This window comes from Streptomyces indicus, assembly GCF_900100315.1.
GTDB lineage: Bacteria > Actinomycetota > Actinomycetes > Streptomycetales > Streptomycetaceae > Streptomyces > Streptomyces indicus.
The window spans coordinates 275,892-299,927 of sequence record NZ_FNFF01000008.1; the positions used below are offsets into that span (position 1 = coordinate 275,892).

Below are 24,036 nucleotides of genomic sequence, written 5' to 3' on the forward strand. Positions count from 1 at the left end.
CACTCCGGCGCCGCCATTCCAATCCTCTAGAACCTGTTCTATCTTGACGCTCCGTCAGATGGCGGTGCCCGCGTGACCGGGCGCCGCCGGACACAGCCGGCGCGCACGGGAGGACAGGCAGTGGACTTCGACTTCACCGAAGAGCAGCAGGCGGCCGTCGAGGCGGCCAAGGCGGTCTTCGCCGGGGTGGAACCGGACGCGGTGCCGAGCCCGGCCCTCAGCCCCCAGGCCGTGTCCGACGACTTCGACCGTGCGCTGTGGGCCAGGCTGGCGGACGCGGACCTGCTGAGTCTGCTGCTCTCCGAGGAGTACGACGGGGCCGGCTTGGACGCCATCGCCCTCTGCCTCGTGCTGCGCGAGTCCGCGAAGGTGCTCGCCCGCGTCCCGCTCCTGGAGAACAGCGCGGCCGCCAAGACCCTCCAGACGTACGGCAGTTCCGAGGCGAAGGCCAGGATCCTGCCGGGCATCGCCCGCGGCACCACGGTCCTGACGGTCGCCAGCAACGGCCGCACGGGCCACGACGGGGCCGAACTCGCCGTCACCGCACGCCGCGACGGCGAGGACTGGGTGCTCGACGGGGTGCAGACCGGGGTGCCGTGGGCGCAGACCGCGGACTACACGGTCGTCCCCGCGCACACCGCCGCGGGCGCCGCCGTGCTGGCGCTCGTGCCTCGGGTACGGGACGGCCTCACGTACGCCGACCAGTACTCCACCTCGGGCGAGCGCTATGCCGAACTCCGCCTGGAATCCGTCCGCATTGCCGCCTCCGACCTGATCGACGCCGACGGCGCCTGGGAGTCCCTGCACCACCTGCTCGCCACCGGCACGTGTGCGCTCGCGCTCGGCCTCGGCGAGGGCGTGCTCGGCATGACCAGCGAATACACCAGCAAGCGCGAGCAGTTCGGGTACCCGGTGGCCACGTTCCAGGCCGTGGCCGTACAGGCCGCGGACCGCTACATCGACCTGCGCGCCATGGAGGTCACGCTGTGGCAGGCGGCTTGGCGCATCTCCTCGGGGGCTAGCGGTGCGCTGCCGGCCGCGGGCGACATCGCGGTGGCGAAGATCTGGGCCTCGGAGGGCGTCCGCAGGGTCGTACAGACCGCCCAGCACCTGCACGGCGGCTTCGGCGCGGACACGGACTACCCGCTGCACCGCTACCACGCCTGGGCCAAGCAGTTGGAGCTGTCGCTCGGCCCGGCGGCCGCACACGAGGAGGCACTCGGCGAACTCCTCGCCACCCACACGCTGGCCTGAGCTCGGGCGGGGCTCGGCTCCGAGCCGGGGGACCCGGCCCTGAGCCCGGACGCGCGGGTCGCTCCCTGACCGACCCGCCGCTCGCGTCAGAGCACGAAGCCCGGCTGCCCCTTGTCGTCCACGACGGGGCGGCCGGCCGCGTGCCAGGCCTCCATGCCGCCCGCCACGTTCACCGCGTCGATGCCCTGCTGCACGAGGTACATCGTGACCTGGGCGGAGCGACCGCCGGAACGGCAGATGACGTTGACCCTGCCGTCCTGCGGCGCCGCCTCGGTCAACTCCCCGTAACGGGCGACGAAATCACTGATCGGAATGTGCAGCGCATGCTCGGCATGACCCGCCTGCCACTCGTCGTCCTCACGGACGTCCAGAAGGAAGTCGCTGTCAGAGAGCGCGTCGACGCCGACCGTGGGCACACCAGAACCGAAAACCATGCCCCGACGCTACCCGACCCCGCACCCCGGCCCGCCCCGGCGCCCGCCCGAACGCACTCGGGAGCCCGCTACTGCGTGAGCGAGGCCAGCTCCGCCTCGCGCTCGCCGACCTGCGCGAGCAACTGCTCGGCGATCTGCTCCAGCAGCCGGTCCGGATCGTCCGGCGCCATCCGCAGCATGGAGCCGATCGGCCCCTCCTCGAGGTCCCGGGCGACCACCGACAGCAGCTCCTTGCGCCGCGCGAGCCACTCCAGGCGTGCGTACAGCTCCTCGCTCTCGCTCGGCCGCTGCTCCGCCGGCACGGGACCGGCCGCCCACTCCTCGGCGAGCTCGCGAAGCAGCGTCTCGTCACCGCGCGCGTAGGCGGCGTTGACCCGCACGATGAACTCGTCGCGCCGGGTCCGCTCCTTGTCGTCCTGAGCGAGATCCGGATGCGCCTGCCGTACGAGGTCGCGGTAGAGCTTGCGGGCCTCGTCGCTGGGCCGCACGCGCTCGGGCGCACGGACCGGCTGCTCGTTGAGCATCGCGGCGGCCTCGGGGGAGAGGCCGTCGGAGTCGATCCACTCGTTGAACAGCTCGGACACATCCGGCATCGGCAGCACCCTGGCCCGCAGCTCCTGTGCGAGCCGCAGGTCCTCGGGGTCGCCGGTGCGCGCGGCCTTGGCCTCCGCGATCAGGGCGTCGAGCTCTTCGAGCCGCGCGTACATCGGGCCGAGCTTCTGGTGGTGAAGCCGCGAGAAGTTCTCCACCTCGACCCGGAAGGTCTCGACGGCGATCTCGTACTCGATCAGGGCCTGCTCAGCCGCCCGCACGGCCCGCTCGAGCCGCGCCTCGGGCCGCTCGGCCTCGGCCTGCTGGGCCTCGGCCTGCTCGGCCTCGGCCGACGGGGCCTCGGCCGGCTGGGGCTCTTGCGGCGGGATGGGCTCGGCAGCTTCCGGGGTCGTCACCCGTCCAGCCTAGGCCACCCTTTCCGCACCTCCCCCGTTCCGGCCCACCGCCCCGGCACCTGCTCCAGCACCCGCTACGACCTCAGCCTGCAGCCGGCCTCACCCCGCAGCCGCCGACACCGACCACAGCGGCCTCACCCGGCAAGCGACCCCGCCCACAGCAGCCTCACCCGGCAACCAGCCCCGCCCGCACCCACCTCACGCCCTCCGCCGACCCCCTACACCCACTGCACCCCTTACACCCCGACCTCGGCCTCGATCCGCCCTTCGCGCACCGCAGCCTCCAGCACCGCGTGGTCCGCCTCCGTACGGTCCGCGTAGGCCACCGCGAAGGCGGCCATCGCCTCGTCCAGCTCCTCCGTCTTCCCGCAGTAACCCGATATGAGACGGGGGTCGGCGCCGTGCGCGTGGGCACGGGCCAGGAGCGCACCCGTCATGCGGCCGTAGTCGTCCAGCTGGTCGGCGGTGAGCTCGGCCGGGTCCACGCTGCCCTTGCGGTTCCTGAACTGCCTTACCTGGAACGGGCGTCCCTCGACCGTCGTCCAGCCCAGCAGGATGTCGCTGACGACCTGCATCCGCTTCTGTCCGAGGACCACACGGCGGCCCTCGTGCTCCGTTTCGGGCGCCTTGAAGCCGGCCACCGGCAGATGCGGGGCGAGCGCCGAAGGCCTGGCCTCCTTCACTTGCAGGACGAACGGTGCGCCCCGGTGGTCCTGGAGCAGCACGACGTACGACCGCGTCCCGACCGAGCCCGTGCCGACCACGCGGAAGGCCACATCCTGGATCGCGTGCCGGGCGAGCAGCGGCAGCCGGTCCTCGCCGAGCGTGGACACGTACTCCTCCAGCGAGGCCGCCACCGCCACGGCCTCCGCGTCCGACACCCGGCGCAGCACCGGCGGCGCGTCCACGAAGCGCAGGCTGCCGTCCTCCAGGGTCTCGGTGGACTTGGCCGCGAACCGACCGCTCGTGTTGCGCCGGGCCTTCTCCGCCACCCGCTCCAGCGTGCCGATCAGGTCGTGGGCGTCCGAGTGCGAGACGAGCTCCTCGTTCGCGATCGCGTGCCAGGCCTCCAGGGCCGGCATCCGGGCCATCAGCCGCATCGTGCGCCGGTACGCCCCCGCCGCGTCGGCGGCCGCCTCCCGGCAGGTCGCCTCACTCACGCCCGCCACGCGCCCGGCCACCACGAGCGAGGTGACCAGCCGCTTGAGATCCCACTCCCAGGGGCCCACGACCGTCTCGTCGAAGTCGTTGAGGTCGATGACGAGTCCGCCGCGCGCGTCCCCGTACAACCCGAAGTTCCCCGCGTGGGCGTCTCCGCAGATCTGCGCGCCGATTCCGGTCACCGGGGTGCGCGCCAGGTCGTACGCCATGAGTCCGGCGGAGCCGCGCAGGAACGCGAAGGGGTTCGCGGACATGCGGCCCACCCGCAGGGGTGTGAGCTCGGGGATCCGGCCCCTGCTGGACTCCGCGACCGCCGTGACTGCGTCCGGCCGCGCCGGGTCCGCGGTGAAATCGGCATGCGCGGAGCGGGCTATCTGCTCGCGCAGCGCCTTGCCCCGGCGCTTGGGCGACTCCTCGGCCGGCCACTGCGCGAAGCCCGGCACTCTCGGAATCCGCTGATCCACAGGACCATCCTGCGCCGGAACCCTCGTCCCCCGCTGCTGCACGATCGTCTTGGTCTCGGCCATGACGGACCGCCTCCCCGCTCTCCCCGGTCCGCCGGACGCGGACGACCGGGCCCGCCGTACGCGAGCCCCTGGGTCCGCCCCGCGCGGACTCCGACTGCACAGACCGTACGCCCTCGCGCCGGAGCCCGTCAGAGCCTGTGGATAACTCCGCGGACCGCCGTCTGCGGACCGCAGACCGCAGACCGCAGACGGCAGACGGCAGACGGCAGAGAGCTGACCGCTGACCGCTGACGTCGACGAGGCCGGCACGGACGGCACGGCCTCGTCGACGGGCGCGGCAGGTTATCCACAGGCCGGGCGGAATTGTCAGTCGGGGTCGATAGGTTGGAGAAGGGCTCGGCCCCCGGGAGGGAGGGGACTGTCCCCAGGAAGGAAAGGGACTGCCCCCACAGAGAGGCCCCTCCAAAGAGAGCCCCCCACCCCTAAACCCCAGAACCCCCCCGCCACTCCCCCACATAATCATCAAAAATCGCCCGAAGATGATGCCCGATCTTCAGGTAGTCCAGGTCATCCAGATTCGCGAGCGAAACCCGCACCGACCACTGCGGCCCGTCGAACCCGCCCCCGTTGAGCAGCACGACATGCGTCTGCTCGGCCAGCCGGAACAGGGGATCCACCGGCTCGTAGTTCTTCTCCAGGAAGTCCGCGAACTCCTTGCCGTGCGTGCGCTCCGCCTCCGCGAGCAGGTCGAGTTCGATGTAGTAGCCGGCGCGCTGCGGGTCGTCGCTGATCTTCATCTGGGCGCCCTCGAGCAGCAGGTCCAGGCGCTGCTGCACGATGGAGCGGACCTTGTGCTTGTACGCCTGTCCCTCCTCCAGCATGTCGAAGAGCGAGAACAGCACCATCTGCACCTGCTGCGGAAGCGACAGGCCCGCGGTGTGGTTGAGGGCCACCTGACGCGAGTCCGCCACCAGCCGGTCGATGAACTTGATCTTCTCGGGTTCCAGCGTGAGCGTCCCGTACCGCTTCGCCAGCCGCGTCTTCTCCTCCGCCGGCAGCTGCGCGATCATCTCGTCGATCACGTTGTCGTCGTGCAGCCCGATCACGCCGAGCCGCCAGCCGGTGCAGCCGTAGTGCTTCGAGTACGAGTACACGAGCAGCGTGTTGCGGGCGAGGTCCGCCGCGATGGAGCGGAAGCCCTCGACGAAGGTGCCGTAGACGTCGTCGGTGACGAACAGCAGGTTCGGGTTCTTCGTCGCGACGATGTCCTTGATCTGGTCGATCACGCGCTGACTCATCGCCAGCGAGGGCGGGTTGGAGGGGTTGACGATGCAGGCCAGCTTGATCGCCGGGTCCTCCAGCTTCGCGACCTCCTCCGTCGGGTAGCGCCACTCGCGCACCCCGGTCTCGGCGAACATGCTCGCCGAGACGTGCACCACCTCGAACTCGTACGTGTCGAGTTCGGGGATCTCCAGATACGGCGTGAACACCGGCGTGAACAGGGCGATCTTGTCGCCCTTCTTCAACAGCCCGTTCTTCATCAGGGAGTCGAAGATGTAGCACATCGCGGCGGTGCCGCCCTCGGTGGCGAACAGGCTCAGGTTGTTGTCCGCCGGCGGCCGCTTGTCGAACATCTCGTCGGCGATGTAGCCGCGGACGATCTGCTCGGCGTGCACCAGCATCCGGTCGGGGACCGGGTAGTTGTCGCCGATGATGGAGTCGGCGAGCTCGTGCAGGAAGGCGTCGCGGTCGAAGCCGAAGCGTTCGACGGCCTTGTCCACACAGGCCTGGAGCATCTCGGTGCCGGGCAGTTCGGGGTTGGCGCGCAGCCAGCGGTCGAAGCGCTTGCCGACGCCCGCCTTCTCCGGCATGCCGCCGAGGTTGTCCGCGCTCCACACCCGCTTGGACTCCGTGAGCGCGAAGTAGCCGAGCGCGAGGAACGCCTCGCGCGGGCCCGAGGCGATCCAGTTGGGGTTGCCGCGCCCGGCGTTGAGCATCTGGACGGACGAGGTGTCCTTCTGGCCGGGCTTGTCCTCCTGCACGGCCTGCGCGATCTGGATGAACTTGTCCTTCAGCTCGAACGGGCTGAGCTGCGCGAAGGACTGGATCTCCTCGCGCGTGAAGGTGGTCTTGGGCATGACGGCTCCCTGCTGGTCCGTGAGAGGTCAGTGGTGGAGGAGGACGATGACGGCGCCCCAGATGGTCAGGAGCACGTTTCCGATGGCGTACGGGACGGTGTAGCCGAGCGTCGGGACCTGGGACCGCGACTGCTCGTTGATGGCCCCGATCGCGGCCGTGGTGGTCTGGCCGCCGGCCAGGACACCCATCAGGATCGGGAAGCGGATCTTCTGGATGTGGTGGCCGACGAGGAAGCCGACGAGCAGCGGGATCACCGTCGCGACGGCACCCCAGATGAGCAGCCCCCAGCCGGCCGAGGACAGGCCGGAGGTGAAGCTCGGCCCGGCGTTCAGGCCGACGACGGCCACGAACAGGCAGAGCCCGAGGGTGTCCATGAACCACTGCGCGCCGGGCGGCACATTGCCGAACGTCGGGTACTTGCCGCGGATCCAGCCGAAGACCAGACCCATGATCAGCGCACCGCCCGAGGTGGACAGCGAGATCGGCACACCGCCCGCGGTCAGCGCGGGGATGCCGATGCAGCCGCCGAGGAAGATGCCGAGCCCGACCCAGATCATGTCGGTGGCGAACGAGGTGGGCACCGGCTTGCCGATCTCCGCGCCCGCGGGGTCCACCAGGCGCTTGGGTCCGGTGAGGATCAGCGTGTCGCCGCGTTCGATCTTCGTCGAGAGCAGATACGGGAACTCGGACCCGGACCGGTACAGCTTGTCGATGTAGACGCCGACCATGAACGGCTCGGTGCGCAACTCGCCGATGGTCTTGCCCAGTTGGGCCTTCTCCGAGGCGATGACGTGCAGCGTCTCGGTCTGGTAGCCGAGCAGTTCGGCGTCGTCGGCCTCGGCGCCGATGTGCGTACGGGCGTCGTAGTCGACCAGGTCGCCGCGCAGCGCGCTGACCGCGACGATGTCGCCCTCACGCAGCGCGAGGTTCTGGTCGTGCTCCAGGACCTTGCCGTCGCGCCGCACATTGGTGAGGTAGATGCGCCGGCCGAGTTCCTTCTGCTGGTTCTCGAAGTCCTGCACCGTACGGCCCACGACGTCGGGCCGCTGCACGGTGTACGCGCGGAGGACCACCTCGTAGTAGCCCTCGCCGAGGTCGGGGTTGCTCGCGGGAACGTCCAACTCGGCGGCGAGCTGGGCGGATTCGGCGGCCAGGTCCTTGCGGTAGATCCTGGGCAGGATGTTGGCCAGGAGGATCGCGCAGAGGATGGTGCCGAGCGGGTAGCAGACCGCGTAGCCGACGGCGACGAGGTTCTGCTCGTCCTTGATCTGGTCGGCGGACAGGCCGGGCAGATTGGCGATGGCGTCCTGCGCGACACCGATGACGGCGGACTGGGTGAGCGCCCCGCCGAGGAAGCCGGCGCTGAGCCCAGGCCCGTAGCCGAGCATCGCGACGAAGCCCCAGGAGACGAGCAGGCCGGTCACGCACACCACGACGGCGTTGATGACCTGCGGTACGCCGTCCTTCTTCAGGCCCTGGAAGAACTGCGGCCCGACCCGGTAGCCGAGCGCGAACAGGAACATCGTGAAGAAGAGGTTCTTCACGGTGCCGTCGATCGTCACCTTGAGCTGGGCGCCGAGCAGCAGCCCGGCGACCAGGCACCCGGTCACCGCGCCGAGCGCGATGGCCTTGTAGCGCAGCTTCCCGAAGAGGAAGCCGATCGCCACCGTGAGGAACACCAGCAGCTCCGGGTGGGGCTGGAAGATGTTCCGGTTGAGGAAATCGATCATGGTGAGCGCCCTTTCCTCCTACGAGGCCCCGAGGATGCCGACGAGCAGCGGACCGGTCAGCGGCAGCAGGAAGTTGGAGAGCGCGTACGTGATCGTGTAGCCGAGCATCGGTACGGAGCTCTGTGCCGTCTGGGTGACCGCCGTGATGGCGGGTGTGGAGCACTGCTGGCCCGCGATGGCACCGATGAGCAGCGGCGTCTCGATCTTCAGGAGCTTGCGGCCCACGATCAGCGAGATCGTGGCGGGGACCAGGACCATCGCGATCCCGGCGAACGGCAGCAGCGCCCCGTACTCCTTGAGCAGCGGTCCGGCCTGCGGCCCGGACACCAGGCCGGTGCACGCGATGAAGACCGCGAGGCCCATGTCCTTGATGGTGGTCGCGGCCTGCGGCGGGAACGCGCCGAAGGTCTGCTTGCGCGAGCGGAACCAGCCGAAGAGCAGTCCCGAGACCAGGCAGCCGCCGCCGGTGCCGAGCGACATCGGGACGTCGCCGAAGTGGACGACGAGCTGGCCGAGCAGGGAGCCGGCCGCGATGCCGAGGCCGAGGTAGATGAAGTCCGTCGCGTCGTTCTTGACGACCGCGCCGATCTTGTCGGTCAGCTTGGCCAGGCCCGAGCGGGCACCGGTCAGCGTGAGGACGTCACCGCGGTGCACCACGGTGTCCCCGTTCGCGGGCATCAGCTGGTCGCCGCGGAGCACCTCGGTGACATAGACGCCGTCCTTGAGGAACTCGGGGTGCTCCTTGATCAGCTGGTCGAGGTTCCTGCCCTCGACGTCCTTGTCGGTGAGCGCGACCTGGGTGGTGGCAAGAGGTGAGTCCATGCCGGGGACGCCGGGTGTCTCGACGCCGACCTCGCGTCCGGCCTCGATGACGTTGGCCCGCTGGCCCACGATCAGGACGAGGTCGGACAGGGTCAGGGTGAGCTCGGGCGCCGGCGTGAGCATCCTGCTGCCGCGCTTGATCTGCTCCACGGTGATCCGGCCGTCCATGGCCCGCTCCAGATCGCCGACCGCGCGCCCGTCCGCGGCGGTCACCAGGTAGGTGCGCCCGACGAGTCCCGGCATGGCGGGCCGCTCGTCGTGCTCCAGACCGCCCGAGCCGCCGCGCATCTTCTCCCACAGCTCACGCGAGGCCTCGCGCAGATCGGTCCGCAGCAGCCTCGGCATGATCTGGCTGGTGTAGAGGACGATCGTGATGAGGCCGAAGAGGTAGCAGACGGTGTACGCGGTGGCCACGTGCCCCTGGTACTGGGTGATCTGCTCCGGGGTGAGGTCGCCCAGCTTGCCGATCGCCTCGGTGGCCGTACCCACGACCGCGGACTCGGTGGCGGCGCCGGCGAGGATGCCGGAGGCCGTACCGACGTCGAGGTCGAAGGCCTTGGCGAGCCCGATGGCGATGCCGAGCACGCACACGACCTCGATGGCGCAGAGCGCGAAGAAGCGCAGGCTCTTGCGGTTCAGGTTCGCGAAGAACTGAGGGCCTGCCATGTAGCCCAGCGCGAAGATGAACAGCGCGAAGAACACGGTCTTCACGTCGTCGGCCACCTCGGCCTTGGTCCACGCACCGAGCAGCAGGGACACGATCAGCGTGCCGCAGATGCCGCCCAGGGTGATGGGCCCGACCCGGACCTTGCCCACGAGGTAGCCGAGGGCGAGCGAGATGAAGAGCGCGAATTCGGGGTGGTCCTTGATGACGCCCATGGCGGCTCAGGACCCGCTCACGCGAGCGGCATTAAGTGAGGAATGTCCCATACGCGAAAACATAAGCGCACGTGACAAGCCCCACATCTGGTCAGCACCCGAAAGCGTCGCCCCGGGGCCCGGGCTTCCCGGCAGGCACAACGGCGCGCATCGTGCCACCACAGCAGAAAGCCCGGCATCGTGATCACGATGCCGGGCTCTCCGACTGGTGCGCGAGGGGGGAGTTGAACCCCCACGCCCTTGCGGGCACTGGAACCTGAATCCAGCGCGTCTGCCTATTCCGCCACCCGCGCATGGGTGTTGCCGTTCGGCTTCCTGCTCCCGGGGGAGCGCCTGGCGACATCTGAAGATTAGCACGCCGGACAGGGTGGGTTCACATCCCTTTGTGGGGGCACCTGCCCTCTGGGGCACCGCGCGTCTCCCGCCCGCGAGGGCCGTCCGCCCGCCCACCGCAGGAGGGCAGCGCCGCGAGTGCGGGACACTGTCCAAGGCCCCCCTCTACGATCCGTGGAGGCGCGGGCACCGCACCACTGCGGGAAGCCTTCCGTACGGAGCGGGAAGACCTCCCGTATCCGGCGGGCGGGGACGGCAGAGGTGGGAGCAGCACAGGACTACGGAGACGCAGTCGCGCAGACGTGGCACGAACCGGCGGCCCCGGCCGTTGTGAGAGGCGACACCCCTGCGCAGGGCAGAGAAGGGGAACCAGCCGATTTCCCGGCGCGTGGATACGATCAGTAAGCGGTACGAAGAAAGCAACGACAGGAACGACGGAGGAGGTGCCCCATGGGAGTCCTGAAGAAGTTCGAGCAGCGACTCGAAGGTCTGGTCAACGGCACCTTCGCCAAGGTGTTCAAGTCGGAGGTCCAGCCGGTCGAGATCGCGGGCGCGCTGCAGCGCGAGTGCGACAACAACGCCACGATCTGGAACCGCGAGCGGACCGTCGTGCCCAACGACTTCATCGTGGAGCTCAGCCCGCCCGACTACGAGCGCCTGAGCCCCTACTCCGGGCAGCTCGGTGACGAGCTGTCCGGCATGGTGCGCGACTACGCGAAGCAGCAGCGCTACACCTTCATGGGCCCCATCAAGGTGCACCTGGAGAAGGCGGACGACCTGGACACGGGTCTGTACCGCGTCCGCAGCCGCACGCTCGCCTCGTCCACCTCACAGCCGGGCGGCCCCCAGGGCGCCCCGCAGGCACCGTCCAGACCGCAGGGCGGCTACGGCTACCCGCCGGCCGGTGCCCCTCCGATGCCCGCGGCCCCGCCCCCCGGCGGCGGTCGCGGACCCGCGCCCGCACGCCCGCAGGGCGGCGCCGGGCCGCTTCCCGGCGCCCAGACGCGGCGCTGGATCGAGATCAATGGCCAGCGCCATCAGATCTCCCGCCCGACCCTGGTCCTTGGCCGGAGCACCGAGGCGGATGTACGGATTGACGACCCCGGCGTCTCGCGCCGGCACTGTGAGATCCGGACCGGAGCGCCCTCGACGATCCAGGATCTCGGCTCTACCAACGGCATCGTGGTAGACGGGCAGCACACCACCCGCGCTACGCTCCGCGACGGCTCGCGGATCGTCGTGGGCAGTACGACGATCATTTACCGACAAGCCGAAGGGTGAAGCGGGGGCAATGTCAGAGCTGACCCTGACGGTCATGAGGCTGTGTTTCCTGGCAGTCCTGTGGCTGTTCGTGTTCGTGGCCATCCAGGTCATCCGCAGCGACCTGTTCGGCACACGAGTCACGCAGCGCGGCGCGCGGCGGGGGGCCGACGCACGCCCTGCGCAGGGTGGCCGCCAGGCCGCTCCGGCGCCGCCGCGCCAGCAGGGCGGCGGCGGCCGTCAGCGCCGTGGCGCCCCCACGAAGCTGGTCGTCTCCGAAGGCACCCTGTCCGGCACCACCGTCGCGCTGCAGGGCCAGACCATCACGCTGGGCCGTGCGCACGATTCGACGATCGTGCTGGACGACGACTATGCGTCGAGCCGGCATGCCAGGATCTACCCGGACTCCGGCAACGCCGGTCAGTGGATCGTGGAGGATCTCGGGTCCACCAACGGCACGTATCTCGACCGGACCCGTCTGACCACCCCCACACCGATCCCGCTTGGCGCGCCGATCCGCATCGGCAAGACCGTCATCGAGCTGCGGAAGTAGTACGAGAATGAGCGAGCGGAGCGAGCGAGCCGACGCGGTCCTGAGGCAGGACCTGTGCGCGCTCCCGACCGGAGGGTGGGCGCTGTGCGGATGTACCCGGAGCCGACAGGCGAGGTGCGTATGAGTCTGTCACTGCGCTTCGCCGCCGGATCGCACAAAGGCATGATCCGCGAGGGCAACGAGGACTCGGGCTACGCCGGTCCCCGCCTCCTCGCGATCGCCGACGGCATGGGCGGCCAGGCCGCCGGCGAGGTGGCCTCCTCCGAGGTCATCTCCACCATCGTCGCGCTCGACGACGACATCCCCGGCTCGGACATCCTGACCTCGCTCGGCGACGCCGTGCAGCGGGCCAACGACCAGCTGCGCGTGATGGTCGAGGAGGACCCCCAGCTCGAGGGCATGGGCACCACGCTCACCGCGCTGCTCTGGACCGGCCAGCGGCTCGGCCTGGTGCACGTCGGCGACTCGCGCGCGTACCTGCTGCGCGACGGCGTCCTGACCCAGATCACGCAGGACCACACCTGGGTGCAGCGCCTTGTCGACGAGGGCCGGATCACCGAGGACGAGGCGACCACGCACCCGCAGCGCTCACTCCTGATGCGCGCGCTCGGCAGCGGCGACCACGTCGAGCCCGACCTGTCGATCCGTGAAGTGCGCGCCGGCGACCGGTACTTGATCTGCTCCGACGGTCTGTCCGGTGTGGTCTCGCACCAGACGATGGAGGAGACCCTCGCGTCGTACCAGGGCCCGCAGGCCACCGTGCAGGAGCTGATCCAGCTCGCGCTGCGCGGCGGCGGCCCGGACAACATCACGTGCATCGTGGCCGACGTCCTCGACATCGACGGCAATGACACGTTGGCCGGCCACATCACGGACACCCCCGTCGTCGTGGGCGCCGTGGCCGAGAACCAGCAGCAGTTGCAGGACAACGGCGCCATGCAGACCCCGGCCGGACGCGCCTCGGGTCTCGGGCGTCCCGTTCCTCCGCAGCCGCACGGCGGACAGGGCGGCGCCTTCGGGCCTCCCGGCTCCGGTGAGCCGGACGCGTACGCACCGGAGGGGGCCTTCGGCGCGTACAGCGACGAGGACTTCGTCAAGCGCGGCGGCCGCGGGAAGTGGATCAAGAGATCGCTCTTCCTCGTGCTCGCGCTCGCCGTCATCGGCGGCGGTCTGTACGCCGGCCACCGCTGGACGCAGACGCAGTACTACGTCGGGGCAAACAAAGGCCACGTCGCGCTGTACCGCGGCATCAGCCAGGACCTGGCCTGGGTGAGCCTGTCCGAGGTGGAGAAGGACCACCCGGAGATCGAGCTCAAGTACCTGCCGCCGTACCAGCGCAAGCAGGTCGAGGAGACGATCACCGCGGGCGGTCTGCCCGAGGCCAACCAGAAGATCAAGGACCTCGGCACCCAGGCCTCGGCCTGCAAGAAGGCGGAGGAACGCCGCAAGGCCGAGGACGAGAACAATGCGCGCACCGGCGAGGGCGAGGCCGGCGGTACCACCGGCGGTCCCACGAACCAGTCCGCGAACAAGGCGCCCTCACCCACGCCCGGCCCCAGCCTCTCCGAGGAGGAGCAGCAGCTGGTGGTCAACTGCGACAAGAATTAACAGGGGCGCTGGGGGCCCCGCCTACTCATGAGCAGTACGACACACACTTCGACCATCGGCGCGATCGGCGCTCCGAGCAGGCGCAACACCGAGTTGGCCCTGCTCGTCTTCGCCGTACTCATCCCGATCTTCGCCTACGCCAACGTCGGTCTGGCGATCGACGGCACGATGCCCACCGGCATGATCGGCTACGGCCTCGGCCTCGGTCTGCTCGCCGCCGTCGGGCACCTCGTGGTGCGCAAGTTCGCGCCGTACGCCGACCCGCTGCTGCTGCCGCTCGCCACCCTGCTCAACGGGCTCGGCCTGGTGCTGATCTGGCGTCTCGACCAGTCGCAGCGCCTTCAGCAGCTGCAGGAGAACGCGTTCGGCCAGTTCAACCCCGCGGCCCCCAACCAGCTGATGTACTCCGCCGTCGGCATCGCGATGTTCGTCGGCGTCCTGCTGCTGCTCAAGGACCACCGCATCCTGCAGCGCTTCACGTACATCTCGATGATCTTCGCCCTGTTCCTGCTGCTCCTGCCGCTGGTCCCGGGCATCGGCACCGACGTGTTCGGCGCGAAGATCTGGATCCGCGTCGGCGGGTTCTCCATCCAGCCCGGTGAGTTCGCGAAGATCGTCATCGCCGTCTTCTTCGCCGGCTACCTGATGGTCAAGCGCGACGCCCTCGCGCTCGCCAGCCGCCGCTTCATGGGCCTGTACCTGCCGCGCGGCCGCGACCTCGGCCCGATCCTGGTGATCTGGGCGGTCTCGCTGCTCATCCTGATCTTCGAGAACGATCTCGGTACGTCGCTGCTGTTCTTCGGCATGTTCGTCGTGATGCTGTACGTGGCCACCGAGCGCACCAGCTGGATCGTCATCGGTCTGCTGATGTCGATGGCCGGCGCGGTCGGCGTGGCCTCCACCGCCGGTCACGTGCAGGCCCGTGTGGACGCCTGGCTCGACCCCTTCGGCTGCTACGCCACCTCCGGCGCCTGTGAGCAGATCGGCCAGTCGATCATGGCCTTCGGCTCCGGTGGCGTGCTCGGCACGGGCCTGGGCCAGGGCAACTCGGACCTGATCGGCTTCGCCGCCAACGCCGACTTCATCTTCGCCACCGTCGGCGAGGAGCTCGGCCTCGCGGGCGTCATGGCCTTCCTGGTCATCTACGGCCTGATCATCGAGCGCGGTGTGCGCACGGCCCTGGCCGCGCGCGACCCCTTCGGCAAGCTGTTCGCGGCGGGCCTGTCCGGCGCCTTCGCGCTGCAGATCTTCGTCGTCGCGGGCGGCGTCATGGGTCTCATCCCGCTGACCGGTATGACCATGCCGTGGCTCGCGGCCGGTGGTTCGTCGGTGATTGCCAACTGGGCGCTGATCGGCATCCTGATCCGTATCAGCGACACGGCCCGGCGTCCCGCGCCGGCCCCGGCCGCGAACCCCGACGCCGAAATGACCCAGGTAGTACGCCCGTGAACAAGCCCCTGCGGCGGATCGCGATCTTCTGCGGTCTGCTGGTGCTCGCCCTGCTCATCCGCGACAACTGGCTCCAGTACGTCAAGGCCGACGAACTGCGCACGCACGAGAAGAACCGGCGCGTGCTCATCGAGCGCTATGCGCAGGAGCGCGGCGACATCATCGTCGGCGGCAAGACGATCACCGGTTCCGAGCGGACCACCGGCAGCGACTTCGCGTACAAGCGGACATACAAGAACGGCGCGATGTGGTCCCCGGTGACCGGCTACGCCTCGCAGGCCTACGGCGCCACCCAGATCGAGTCCATCGAGGACGGCATCCTCACGGGCAACGACGACCGGCTCTTCTTCCGCCGCACCCTCGACATGGTGACCGGCAAGAAGAAGGAGGGCGGCCGGGTCGTCACCACGCTCAACGCGGCGGCGCAGAAGGCCGCGTACGAGGGCCTCGGCAGCAAGAAGGGCGCCGTCGCCGCGATCGACCCGTCGACCGGCGCGATCCTCGCCCTCGCCTCGACCCCCTCGTACGACCCCTCGCGCTTCGCGGGCAACGGCAAGGCCGACCAGGAGGCCTGGACCTCCCTGGAGAGCGACAAGAACAAGCCGCTGCTCAACCGGGCACTGCGCGAGACGTATCCGCCGGGCTCGACCTTCAAGGTCGTCACCGCCGCCGCGGCCCTGGAGCACGGCCTGTACGACGACCCCGACGAGAAGACGGACTCGCCGCAGCCCTGGACGCTGCCGGACACCCGGACCGAGCTCAAGAACGAGGGCCCGATCCAGTGCAAGGACGTCTCCCTGCGCGAGGCGCTGCGGATCTCCTGCAACACCGTGTTCGGCAAGATCGGTTCGGATCTCGGCAAGGACAAGATGCTGGAGACCGCGGAGAAGTTCGGCTTCAACGAGGAGCAGTTCGTCCCGGTCCGCGCCACCGCCTCCAACTTCCCGACGCAGATGGACAAGCCGCAGACCGCGCTGTCCTCCATCGGCCAGTTCGAGACCGCCGCGACCCCGCTCCAGATGGCGATGGTCACGTCTGCGATCGCGAACGACGGCAAGCTGATGGAGCCGTACATGGTCAGCGAGTTGCAGGCGCCGAACCTCGACACCATCGAGCGGCACAGCCCCAAGGAGCTCAGCCGCCCGCTGTCCGCGGGGAACGCGCAGCAGTTGCAGGACATGATGGAGACGGTCGTGCAGAGCGGCACCGGCCGGAACGCCCAGATCCCGGGCGTGACCGTCGGCGGCAAGACCGGCACCGCGCAGCACGGCGTCGACAACAGCGAGAAGCCGTACGCCTGGTTCATCAGCTATGCGAAGACCGCCGACGGTTCGCCGGTAGCGGTCGCCGTGGTGGTCGAGGACTCCGACGCCCACCGCGAGGACATCTCCGGTGGCGGCCTGGCCGCTCCGATCGCGAAGAACGTGATGCAGGCGGTGCTGAACGGGGCCGAGTGACGGCACATCGACAGCAGGAGTGACGCCGGTCACTGCGGTACCGGTCCTGTATCAGACCACCGCCGCGGCCAGATCATGCCAGGGCGGGCCGGTACGGTATGCCGGGACAGCACACCGCCGGACCACACATGGGTGCGGTCGGGACTGACGGAGAGGGCTGGTAGGTAGCTATGGAAGAGCCGCGTCGCCTCGGCGGCCGGTACGAGCTGGGCCAGGTGCTCGGCCGTGGTGGCATGGCGGAGGTCTACCTCGCGCATGACACCCGGCTCGGCCGCACCGTGGCGGTGAAGACGCTGCGGGTGGACCTCGCGCGCGACCCGTCGTTCCAGGCCCGGTTCCGCCGGGAGGCCCAGTCGGCCGCCTCGCTCAACCATCCCGCGATCGTGGCGGTCTACGACACGGGCGAGGACTACGTCGACGGGGTCTCCATCCCGTACATCGTCATGGAGTACGTCGACGGCTCCACGCTCCGCGAGCTGCTGCACTCCGGGCGCAAGCTGCTGCCCGAGCGCGCGCTCGAGATGACCGTCGGCATCCTCCAGGCCCTGGAGTACTCGCACCGCGCCGGCATCGTCCACCGCGACATCAAGCCCGCCAACGTCATGCTGACGCGCAGCGGCCAGGTCAAGGTGATGGACTTCGGCATCGCCCGCGCCATGGGCGACTCCGGCATGACGATGACCCAGACCGCCGCCGTCATCGGCACCGCCCAGTACCTCTCCCCGGAGCAGGCCAAGGGCGAGCAGGTCGACGCGCGCTCCGACCTCTACTCCACGGGCTGTCTGCTCTACGAACTCCTCACCGTGCGGCCGCCGTTCGTCGGCGACTCCCCGGTCGCGGTGGCGTACCAGCACGTACGGGAAGAGGCCCAGCCCCCGTCGGTGTTCGACCCCGAGATCACGCCCGAGATGGACGCCATCGTCCTGAAGGCCCTGGTCAAGGACCCCGACTACCGCTACCAGTCCGCCGACGAGATGCGCGCCGACATCGAGGCCTGCCTCGACGGCCAGCCCGTCGCGGCCACCGCGGCCATGGGCGCGGTGGGCTACGGCGGCCACCCCGACGACCAGCAGACCGCGATGCTGCGCCCGCAGAACGGCGGCGCGCAGACCTCGATGCTGCCCCCGATGAACCCGGACGACGGCGGCTACGGCTACGACGACCGCCCCGACCGCCGCCGCCAGAAGAAGGGCGGCGCCTCCACGGCCCTGCTCGTCATCGCCGGCATCCTCGTGCTCGTCGGCGCGATCCTCATCGGCAAGGTCGTCTTCAGCGGCAACGACGGCGGCAGCGACCAGGTCAGCGTGCCGAACTTCATCGGCCAGACGCTCGACGAGGCCAAGCAGCAGGCCGACAACGTGGGGCTGAAGCTCTCGGACACCAGCGCGGTGTGCGAGGACGAGGACGTCCCCAAGGGCCAGATCTGCAAGCAGGAACCCGGCCAGGGCGGCAAGGTCGACAAGGGCGACACCATCGAGGTCACCGTCTCGAAGGGCGCGCCGAAGGTCGCGGTGCCGAATGTGATCGGCGACCAAGTGGACGACGCCCGCAAGGAGCTCGAGGGCGAGGACTACAACTTCGACGTCACGGTCGAGAGCAAGGAGACCTCGGCGGCGGAGCCGGGCGAGGTGCTCAAGACGGACCCGCAGTCCGGCGAGGAAGTCGAGAAGGGCTCCAAGATCACGCTCACCGTGGCGAAGGAGAAGGCCCAGGAGACGGTGCCGAACGTGGTCAATCAGCAGCTCGACCAGGCCCGTCAGGCGCTCCAGGACCTGGGCTTCAAGGTCGAGGTCCGGGAAGAGCCGCGTGCTGACGTACCGCCCAACCAGGTGGTCGGCCAGACCCCCACGGGCAACACCCCGGTCGACAAGGGTTCCACCGTGACGCTCACCGTCGCCAAGGCGCAGGAGCAGGTCGCCGTGCCTCCGGTCAGCACGATGAAGCTGAAGGACGCGCGCAAGGCGATCGAGGACGCCGGTCTCACCGTCGGCCAGATCAACGGGCCTCGCGACGACGACGCGATCGTCGTGATCTCCAACCCGGGTCCGGGCTCCCCGGTGCCCTCCGGTTCGGCGGTGGCCCTCCAGACCACCGACGGTGGCGGCGGCAACGGCGGCAACGGGGGTCAGGACGGCGGCCAGGACGGCGGCCAGGACGGCGGCACGATCTTCGGCCAGTCCGGTCTGAGCCGCAGCGACGAGGAGTAGCGCAAGACAAAAGGGCGGGGCCTCTCCATTCGGAGAGGCCCCGCCCTTTTGCGGCCCTACGAAGCGGCCGCTACTTCCACTGCGTCGAGACGCCGAACCCCGCCGCGATGAAGCCGAAGCCCACGACGATGTTCCAGTTGCCGAACGCCTCGATCGGGAGCCGGGTGTCGGTGACGTAGAAGATCACGATCCAGGCGAGGCCGACGAGGAACAGCGCCAGCATCACCGGGGCGACCCAGCTGCGGTTGGTCAGCTTGATGGCGGCCGACTGCTTCGACGACGGCGGCGGCGTGTAGTCGGCCTTCTTGCGGATACGTGACTTCGGCACGAGGGTCTCTCCTGTCGATGCGCTGCGTGGCCGCGCAGGGAACGTGTTGTGGCTGGCCGCGCCGAGCGGGGCGGGCACGTATGGGGGACCGTTTGCTTCCCCCGGGCGTCCGTTAGCGTAGTGCTTCCGCGGCGCCGTAAGGAGTAAGGGTACGTTGAGCAATTCTGCCGACAGCCCCGACGAGGGCCGCCGACCGGGGCGGCGGCCGGTGAGAGTGCTCACCGCGGGCGTCTTCGCGCTCGCCGGGCTCATCTTCGTCACGAGCTTCAACACGGCCAAAGGCACCAATATCCGTACGGATGCCTCGCTGCTCAAGCTCTCCGACCTGATCCAGGAGCGCAGCCACAAGAACGGGCGCCTGGAGGAGTCCCTCGGCTCGCTGCGCGGCGACGTGGAGGCGCTGGCCGAGCGGGACAACGGGGCATCGGCCGAGGAGGAGGCCGAGCTCAAGAAGCTGGAGAAGGACGCCGGCACCAAGAAGCTCGAGGGCGAGGCCGTCTCCGTGACCCTCGCCGACGCCCCGCCGGACGCCACCGCCAAGCTGCCCGGCTACCCCGAGCCCTCGCCCAACGACCTGGTGATCCACCAGCAGGACCTCCAGGCCGTGGTCAACGCCCTGTGGAAGGGCGGCGCCGAGGGCATCCAGGTCATGGACCAGCGCCTGATCTCCACGAGCGCCGTGCGCTGCGTGGGCAACACCCTGATCCTCCAGGGCCGCGTCTACTCGCCCCCGTACAAGATCACGGCGGTAGGCGACCCCGGGAAGCTCAAGAAGGCGCTGAACGCCTCGCCGGAGATCCAGAACTACCTCCTCTACGTGAAGGCGTACGGCCTCGGCTGGAAAGTCGACGAACCGGGGGCAGTGACTCTTCCCGGCTACTCGGGCACAGTGGATCTCCATTACGCACAGCCTGTGGAGTAGCAGCCCGTGAAGTGGGCGTCGGGGAGTAGGCGTCGGGGAGGGACCGGCCCGTGTCGGTGCGAGTGATCGTCAGGACCTTCAGCGAACTGTGCATCACCTTCGGCGCCTTGATCGTGCTGTTCGTGACGTATGTCCTGTACTGGACCGGCATCAAGGCCGATGCCGCGATGGACAGCCAGATCGACGAGCTCCAGGACCGGTGGGCCAACGGCGCGATGACCAGCGCCGAGCTGGAGGCGGCGGGCGGCAGCGCCGAGGTGCCGGACGACGCGAACCCGCCGGCGCCCGAGCCGTACGAGGACGGCAAGCCCTTCGCCGTGATGTACATCCCGCGGCTCGGTGACAGCTGGAGCAAGCCCGTCCTGGAGAACACGAAGACCAACACCCTGAAGAAAGGCCTCGGGCACTACGCGAACACCGCGCAGCTCGGCCAGAAGGGGAACTTCGCGGTGGCCGGCCACCGGCGCACGTACGGCGACCCGTTCAAGGACTTCCCGAAGCTGCGCAAGGGCGATGCGGTGGTCCTCAACGACGGGCGGACCTGGTTCACGTACCGCATCGAGAACGAGAAGCCGTACAAGACGCTGCCCAGCGATGTCGCGGTGATCGATCCGGTGCCGCGCAAGTCCGGTTTCGACGGACCTGGGCGGTATCTCACCCTGACGACCTGTGAGCCGGAGTGGGGGCACAGCCACCGGCTGATCGTCTGGGCGCACCTCGATTCCACTCAGCCTGTGGACGCCGGGAAACCGGAGGCGCTGCGCCGTTAGGCTGGTGGCGTACGTCAGCGGAAGGGACGGGGCGTACGTCAACGGAAGGGACAGCATGTACGGCTGGATCTGGCGGCATCTCCCGGGCAATGCCTGGGTGAAGGCACTCATCTCGCTGCTGCTCATCCTGGGCGTGGTCTATGTCCTGTTCCAGTACGTCTTCCCGTGGGCGGAGCCGCTGCTTCCGTTCAACGACGTGACGGTCGACGAAGGCATGGGCGCGGGGGCCGGTGCGGCCGCCGCGGGCGCGGGGGCCCTGTGATGGGCGCGCGCATCCTGGTCGTCGACAACTACGACAGCTTCGTCTTCAACATCGTCCAGTACCTGTACCAACTGGGCGCCGAGTGCGAGGTCGTGCGCAACGACGAGGTGTCGACCGCGCACGCGCAGGACGGCTTCGACGGTGTGCTCCTGTCCCCCGGGCCCGGTGCGCCCGAACAGGCCGGTGTCTGCATCGAGATGGTGAAGCACTGCGCCTCGACCGGCGTCCCGGTCTTCGGAGTCTGCCTCGGCATGCAGTCGATGGCCGTGGCGTACGGCGGTGTCGTGGACCGCGCGCCGGAGCTCCTGCACGGCAAGACCTCGCTCGTACGGCATGAGGGGGCCGGTGTGTTCGCGGGCCTGCCCTCGCCGTTCACCGCGACCCGCTACCACTCCCTCGCCGCGGAGCCCGGGGCCTTCCCGGCCGAGCTGGAGATCACCGCGCGCACCGAGGACGGCATCATCATGGGCCTGCGCCACCGCGAACTGCCGGTGGAGGGCGTGCAGTTCCACCCCGAGTCGGTGCTGACCGAGCACGGCCACCGGATGCTCGCCAACTGGCTGGTCCAGTGCGGCGATACGGAGGCGGTGGCCCGCTCGGAAGGCCTCGCCCCCGTTGTGGGCAGGGCCACCGCGTGACGTCCACGCGACCTGAGCAGGGCGGTACCCCGTACGGCGACGCGTACGGGGATCGCGGCTCGGGCGCGTACGGGGACGGGGCGTACGGAGACGGTGCGTACGGCAACGGCCCGGGCTCCTATGGGGAGCGTGCCGCGTTCGAGGCCGAGGTGGAGCGGCTCGACGATCCGCTGAACGACCCGCTGCCGGGGCAGCACCCTTCGCCGTGGTTTCGCGCCTCCGCGACCGGGACCCCCGCCTCCGCCCCCGCCGACCCTGCTCCCGCCCAGGCCCGCCAGGAGCCGCAGCAGGAGTGGTACGACCCGGAGGGGTTCCAGCGGGACTGGTACGGGGCGCAGGGGCCGCAGGAGACCTCGTACGGGACCGGGTATGCGGAGGGCGGCTCCTATGGGGGCGGTGCCGCGTACGGGGGGCAGACGGCCCCGTATGCGGATCCCTCACCTGCGGGTGCCGCGTATACGGAAGCCTCGCAGGCGACTCCGTACTCGGACCCGGAGTACACCGACCCGGCGTACACCGACCCGATATCCCAGGCCGCGGCCCAGCGCCCGGCCATGGACGCCTCCGCGTACGAGGCGATGTACGACCGGACCGGACCGGCCCCCACGGCGTCCGCCGTCTCCGGCGAGACCGTGAGTCTCGGCGGCACCGTCCCGCCGGCCGTGTCCGGGCAGACCGTCGGGCTGCGCCGCTCGCGCGACGAGGACCCGCTGCCCGCCACCGATGACCAGACCGTCGGCCTGCGGACCTCCGACACCCGCCGCTCGCTGCGCAAGCCCGTGCCCGGCCTCTCGCGGCTGGAGGCGCGGCGGGCCGAGCGCGCCAAGAAGCCGAGCCCCGCGGTGCTGGCCAGCCGGGCGCTCGGCGAGGTGTTCATCTCCATCGGCGTCCTGATGCTGCTGTTCGTCACGTACCAGCTGTGGTGGACCAACATCCGGGCCGAGCAGCAGGCCGGCGCCGAGGCCGACAAGATCCAGGAGAACTGGGCGAAGGGCAAGGGCAAGCCCGGCGCCTTCGAGCCCGGCCAGGGCTTCGCTCTGATGCACATCCCCAAGCTGGACGTCGTCGTGCCCATCGCCGAGGGCATCAGCAAGCCCAAGGTGCTCGACCGCGGCATGGTCGGGCACTACGGCGAGGAGAGCATCAAAACCGCGATGCCCGAGGACAAGCAGGGCAACTTCGCGGTGGCCGGCCACCGCAACACCCATGGCGAACCGTTCCGCTACATCAACAAACTGAAGCCGGGCGACCCGATCGTCGTGGAGACGCAGAACAAGTACTACGTCTACAAGATGGCGAGCATCCTGCCGCAGACGACGCCCGACAACGTCGCGGTGCTCGACCCGGTCCCCAAGGGATCGGGGTTCACCAAGCCCGGCCGGTACATCACGCTGACCACGTGCACACCGGAGTTCACCAGTACGTATCGCATGATCGTCTGGGGCGAGCTGGCCGAGGAGCGGCCGCGCGAGAAGGGCAAGCCCCCCGCGCTGGTTGAATGACACACGACGAGTCGTACGAAGACGGGGCAGGACAAACGACAGTGGTAGCCACCGACCAGGGCGAGCAGACGCAGCGCCCCGCTCCCGCACGGCGCCCTCGCGGCCGCGGCCCCATCGCCACGGCGGTCATGGTCTTCGGCGAGCTCCTGATCACCGCCGGCCTGGTGCTCGGCCTGTTCGTCGTGTACTCGCTGTGGTGGACGAACGTGCTCGCCGACCGTGAGGCCCAGAAGCAGGGCGACGCGGTGCGCAACGAGTGGGCGGGCCGCGGCGGCGAGGACGGCGGCCCCGGCGAGCTGAACACCAAGGACGGCATCGGCTTCCTGCACGTCCCGGCGATGAAGAACGGCGAGATCCTGGTCAAGAAGGGCACGGACCTCAAGACCCTCAACGACGGGGTCGCCGGCTACTACACCGACCCCGTCAAGTCCGCGCTCCCCGAGGACGACAAGGGCAACTTCTCGCTCGCCGCGCACCGGGACGGCCACGGAGCCAAGTTCCACAACATCGACAAGCTCGACAGCGGTGACGCGATCGTCTTCGAGACGAAGGACCGCTGGTACATCTACAAGGTGTACAAGACGCTCCCCGAGACCTCGAAGTTCAACGTGGACGTCCTGAACCCGGTCCCGAAGGAGTCGGGCGCCAAGAAGCCCGGCCGCTACATCACGCTCACGACCTGCACGCCGGTCTACACCTCGAAGTACCGGTACATCGTGTGGGGCGAGCTGGACCGCGTCGAGAAGGTGGACGCGCGGCGGACGCCGCCGAAGGAACTCCGCTAGACCTTCCTCCGGCCCCCGGCCCGCTCCACAGGGCCCTCGTCAAGCCTTCCCCCGAGCTATCCACTGAGTTATCCACAGCCGTTTCCACAGCTGCGGAAAACTACGACGATCTGTGGATAACCCTTCAGG

Annotated in this window: 20 protein-coding genes and 1 tRNA gene; 13 read left to right on the top strand and 8 right to left on the bottom strand. The window is 69.5% G+C overall.

Annotated elements, in window-relative coordinates:
* Positions 1–120 precede the first annotated feature (120 nt).
* On the top strand, positions 121–1,254 hold the full coding sequence (locus BLT97_RS21410) for an acyl-CoA dehydrogenase family protein (protein ID WP_093612680.1): 1,134 nt from the start codon (positions 121–123) through the stop codon (positions 1,252–1,254).
* 86 nt (positions 1,255–1,340) lie between these two features.
* On the opposite strand, the gene BLT97_RS21415 is transcribed toward BLT97_RS21410, so the two are convergent.
* From BLT97_RS21415 to BLT97_RS21445, 7 genes are all read right to left on the bottom strand, one after another.
* Complete coding sequence (locus tag BLT97_RS21415; RefSeq protein WP_093612682.1) at positions 1,341–1,688, bottom strand: rhodanese-like domain-containing protein; 348 nt, start codon at positions 1,686–1,688, stop codon at positions 1,341–1,343.
* A 68-nt stretch (positions 1,689–1,756) separates the two neighbouring features.
* Positions 1,757–2,635, bottom strand: coding sequence for a J domain-containing protein (locus BLT97_RS21420; protein WP_093612684.1), 879 nt, complete (start codon positions 2,633–2,635; stop codon positions 1,757–1,759).
* Positions 2,636–2,871: 236 nt separating this feature from the next.
* Entirely contained in the window at positions 2,872–4,323 is a 1,452-nt protein-coding gene (locus tag BLT97_RS21425; protein ID WP_093612686.1) for a DUF2252 domain-containing protein, read from the bottom strand.
* Positions 4,324–4,745: 422 nt separating this feature from the next.
* Positions 4,746–6,401, bottom strand: coding sequence for a bifunctional aspartate transaminase/aspartate 4-decarboxylase (locus BLT97_RS21430; protein ID WP_093612688.1), 1,656 nt, complete (start codon positions 6,399–6,401; stop codon positions 4,746–4,748).
* Positions 6,402–6,428: 27 nt separating this feature from the next.
* Positions 6,429–8,132 carry an aspartate-alanine antiporter gene (gene aspT / locus BLT97_RS21435; protein ID WP_093612690.1) on the bottom strand — a complete coding sequence of 568 codons (1,704 nt, stop codon included), beginning with the start codon at positions 8,130–8,132 and terminating at the stop codon, positions 6,429–6,431.
* An 18-nt stretch (positions 8,133–8,150) separates the two neighbouring features.
* Positions 8,151–9,833 carry an aspartate-alanine antiporter gene (gene aspT, locus BLT97_RS21440; RefSeq protein ID WP_093612692.1) on the bottom strand — a complete coding sequence of 561 codons (1,683 nt, stop codon included), beginning with the start codon at positions 9,831–9,833 and terminating at the stop codon, positions 8,151–8,153.
* Positions 9,834–10,039: 206 nt separating this feature from the next.
* Positions 10,040–10,126: transfer RNA gene (locus tag BLT97_RS21445), tRNA-Leu, on the bottom strand.
* 490 nt (positions 10,127–10,616) lie between these two features.
* On the opposite strand from BLT97_RS21445, the gene BLT97_RS21450 reads away from it, so the two are divergent.
* From BLT97_RS21450 to pknB, 6 genes are all read left to right on the top strand, one after another.
* Positions 10,617–11,447, top strand: a complete 831-nt coding sequence (locus tag BLT97_RS21450; RefSeq protein ID WP_093612694.1) for an FHA domain-containing protein — start codon at positions 10,617–10,619, stop codon at positions 11,445–11,447.
* A gap of 10 nt (positions 11,448–11,457) precedes the next feature.
* On the top strand, positions 11,458–11,979 hold the full coding sequence (locus BLT97_RS21455) for an FHA domain-containing protein FhaB/FipA (protein WP_093612696.1): 522 nt from the start codon (positions 11,458–11,460) through the stop codon (positions 11,977–11,979).
* A 120-nt stretch (positions 11,980–12,099) separates the two neighbouring features.
* Positions 12,100–13,587, top strand: coding sequence for a PP2C family protein-serine/threonine phosphatase (locus BLT97_RS21460; RefSeq protein WP_245769449.1), 1,488 nt, complete (start codon positions 12,100–12,102; stop codon positions 13,585–13,587).
* Positions 13,588–13,614: 27 nt separating this feature from the next.
* The gene (locus BLT97_RS21465) at positions 13,615–15,036 is read left to right on the top strand and encodes an FtsW/RodA/SpoVE family cell cycle protein (RefSeq protein ID WP_093612700.1); all 1,422 of its coding nucleotides are present in this window, start codon (positions 13,615–13,617) and stop codon (positions 15,034–15,036) included.
* Positions 15,033–16,493, top strand: a complete 1,461-nt coding sequence (locus tag BLT97_RS21470) for a peptidoglycan D,D-transpeptidase FtsI family protein (RefSeq protein WP_093612702.1) — start codon at positions 15,033–15,035, stop codon at positions 16,491–16,493. Before BLT97_RS21465 ends, BLT97_RS21470 begins: the two co-directional genes overlap by 4 nt.
* Positions 16,494–16,663: 170 nt before the next feature.
* On the top strand, positions 16,664–18,700 hold the full coding sequence (gene pknB / locus BLT97_RS21475) for a Stk1 family PASTA domain-containing Ser/Thr kinase (RefSeq protein WP_093612704.1): 2,037 nt from the start codon (positions 16,664–16,666) through the stop codon (positions 18,698–18,700).
* A gap of 70 nt (positions 18,701–18,770) precedes the next feature.
* Here pknB and crgA read toward each other — a convergent pair whose 3' ends face one another.
* A complete protein-coding gene (gene crgA / locus BLT97_RS21480) occupies positions 18,771–19,028 on the bottom strand; it encodes a cell division protein CrgA (RefSeq protein WP_093612706.1) in 258 nt (85 codons plus the stop codon).
* A gap of 154 nt (positions 19,029–19,182) precedes the next feature.
* On the opposite strand from crgA, the gene BLT97_RS21485 reads away from it, so the two are divergent.
* The 6 genes from BLT97_RS21485 to BLT97_RS21510 are packed head-to-tail and all read left to right on the top strand — an operon-like array spanning position 19,183 to position 23,907.
* Positions 19,183–19,950: a DUF881 domain-containing protein gene (locus BLT97_RS21485; RefSeq protein ID WP_093612708.1), complete on the top strand. Its 768-nt coding sequence runs from the start codon at positions 19,183–19,185 to the stop codon at positions 19,948–19,950.
* Positions 19,951–20,006: 56 nt separating this feature from the next.
* The gene (locus BLT97_RS21490; RefSeq protein ID WP_093612783.1) at positions 20,007–20,720 is read left to right on the top strand and encodes a class E sortase; all 714 of its coding nucleotides are present in this window, start codon (positions 20,007–20,009) and stop codon (positions 20,718–20,720) included.
* Between the two features lie 55 nt (positions 20,721–20,775).
* Positions 20,776–20,982 carry a hypothetical protein gene (locus BLT97_RS21495; protein ID WP_093612710.1) on the top strand — a complete coding sequence of 69 codons (207 nt, stop codon included), beginning with the start codon at positions 20,776–20,778 and terminating at the stop codon, positions 20,980–20,982.
* Positions 20,982–21,620 (top strand): aminodeoxychorismate/anthranilate synthase component II, encoded by a 639-nt coding sequence (locus BLT97_RS21500; protein WP_093612712.1) that lies wholly within the window; start codon positions 20,982–20,984, stop codon positions 21,618–21,620. The genes BLT97_RS21495 and BLT97_RS21500 overlap by 1 nt, the downstream gene beginning before the upstream one ends.
* On the top strand, positions 21,617–23,122 hold the full coding sequence (locus BLT97_RS21505; RefSeq protein WP_093612714.1) for a class E sortase: 1,506 nt from the start codon (positions 21,617–21,619) through the stop codon (positions 23,120–23,122). The genes BLT97_RS21500 and BLT97_RS21505 overlap by 4 nt, the downstream gene beginning before the upstream one ends.
* A gap of 41 nt (positions 23,123–23,163) precedes the next feature.
* Positions 23,164–23,907 (top strand): class E sortase, encoded by a 744-nt coding sequence (locus BLT97_RS21510; RefSeq protein WP_245769450.1) that lies wholly within the window; start codon positions 23,164–23,166, stop codon positions 23,905–23,907.
* Positions 23,908–24,036 lie beyond the last annotated feature (129 nt).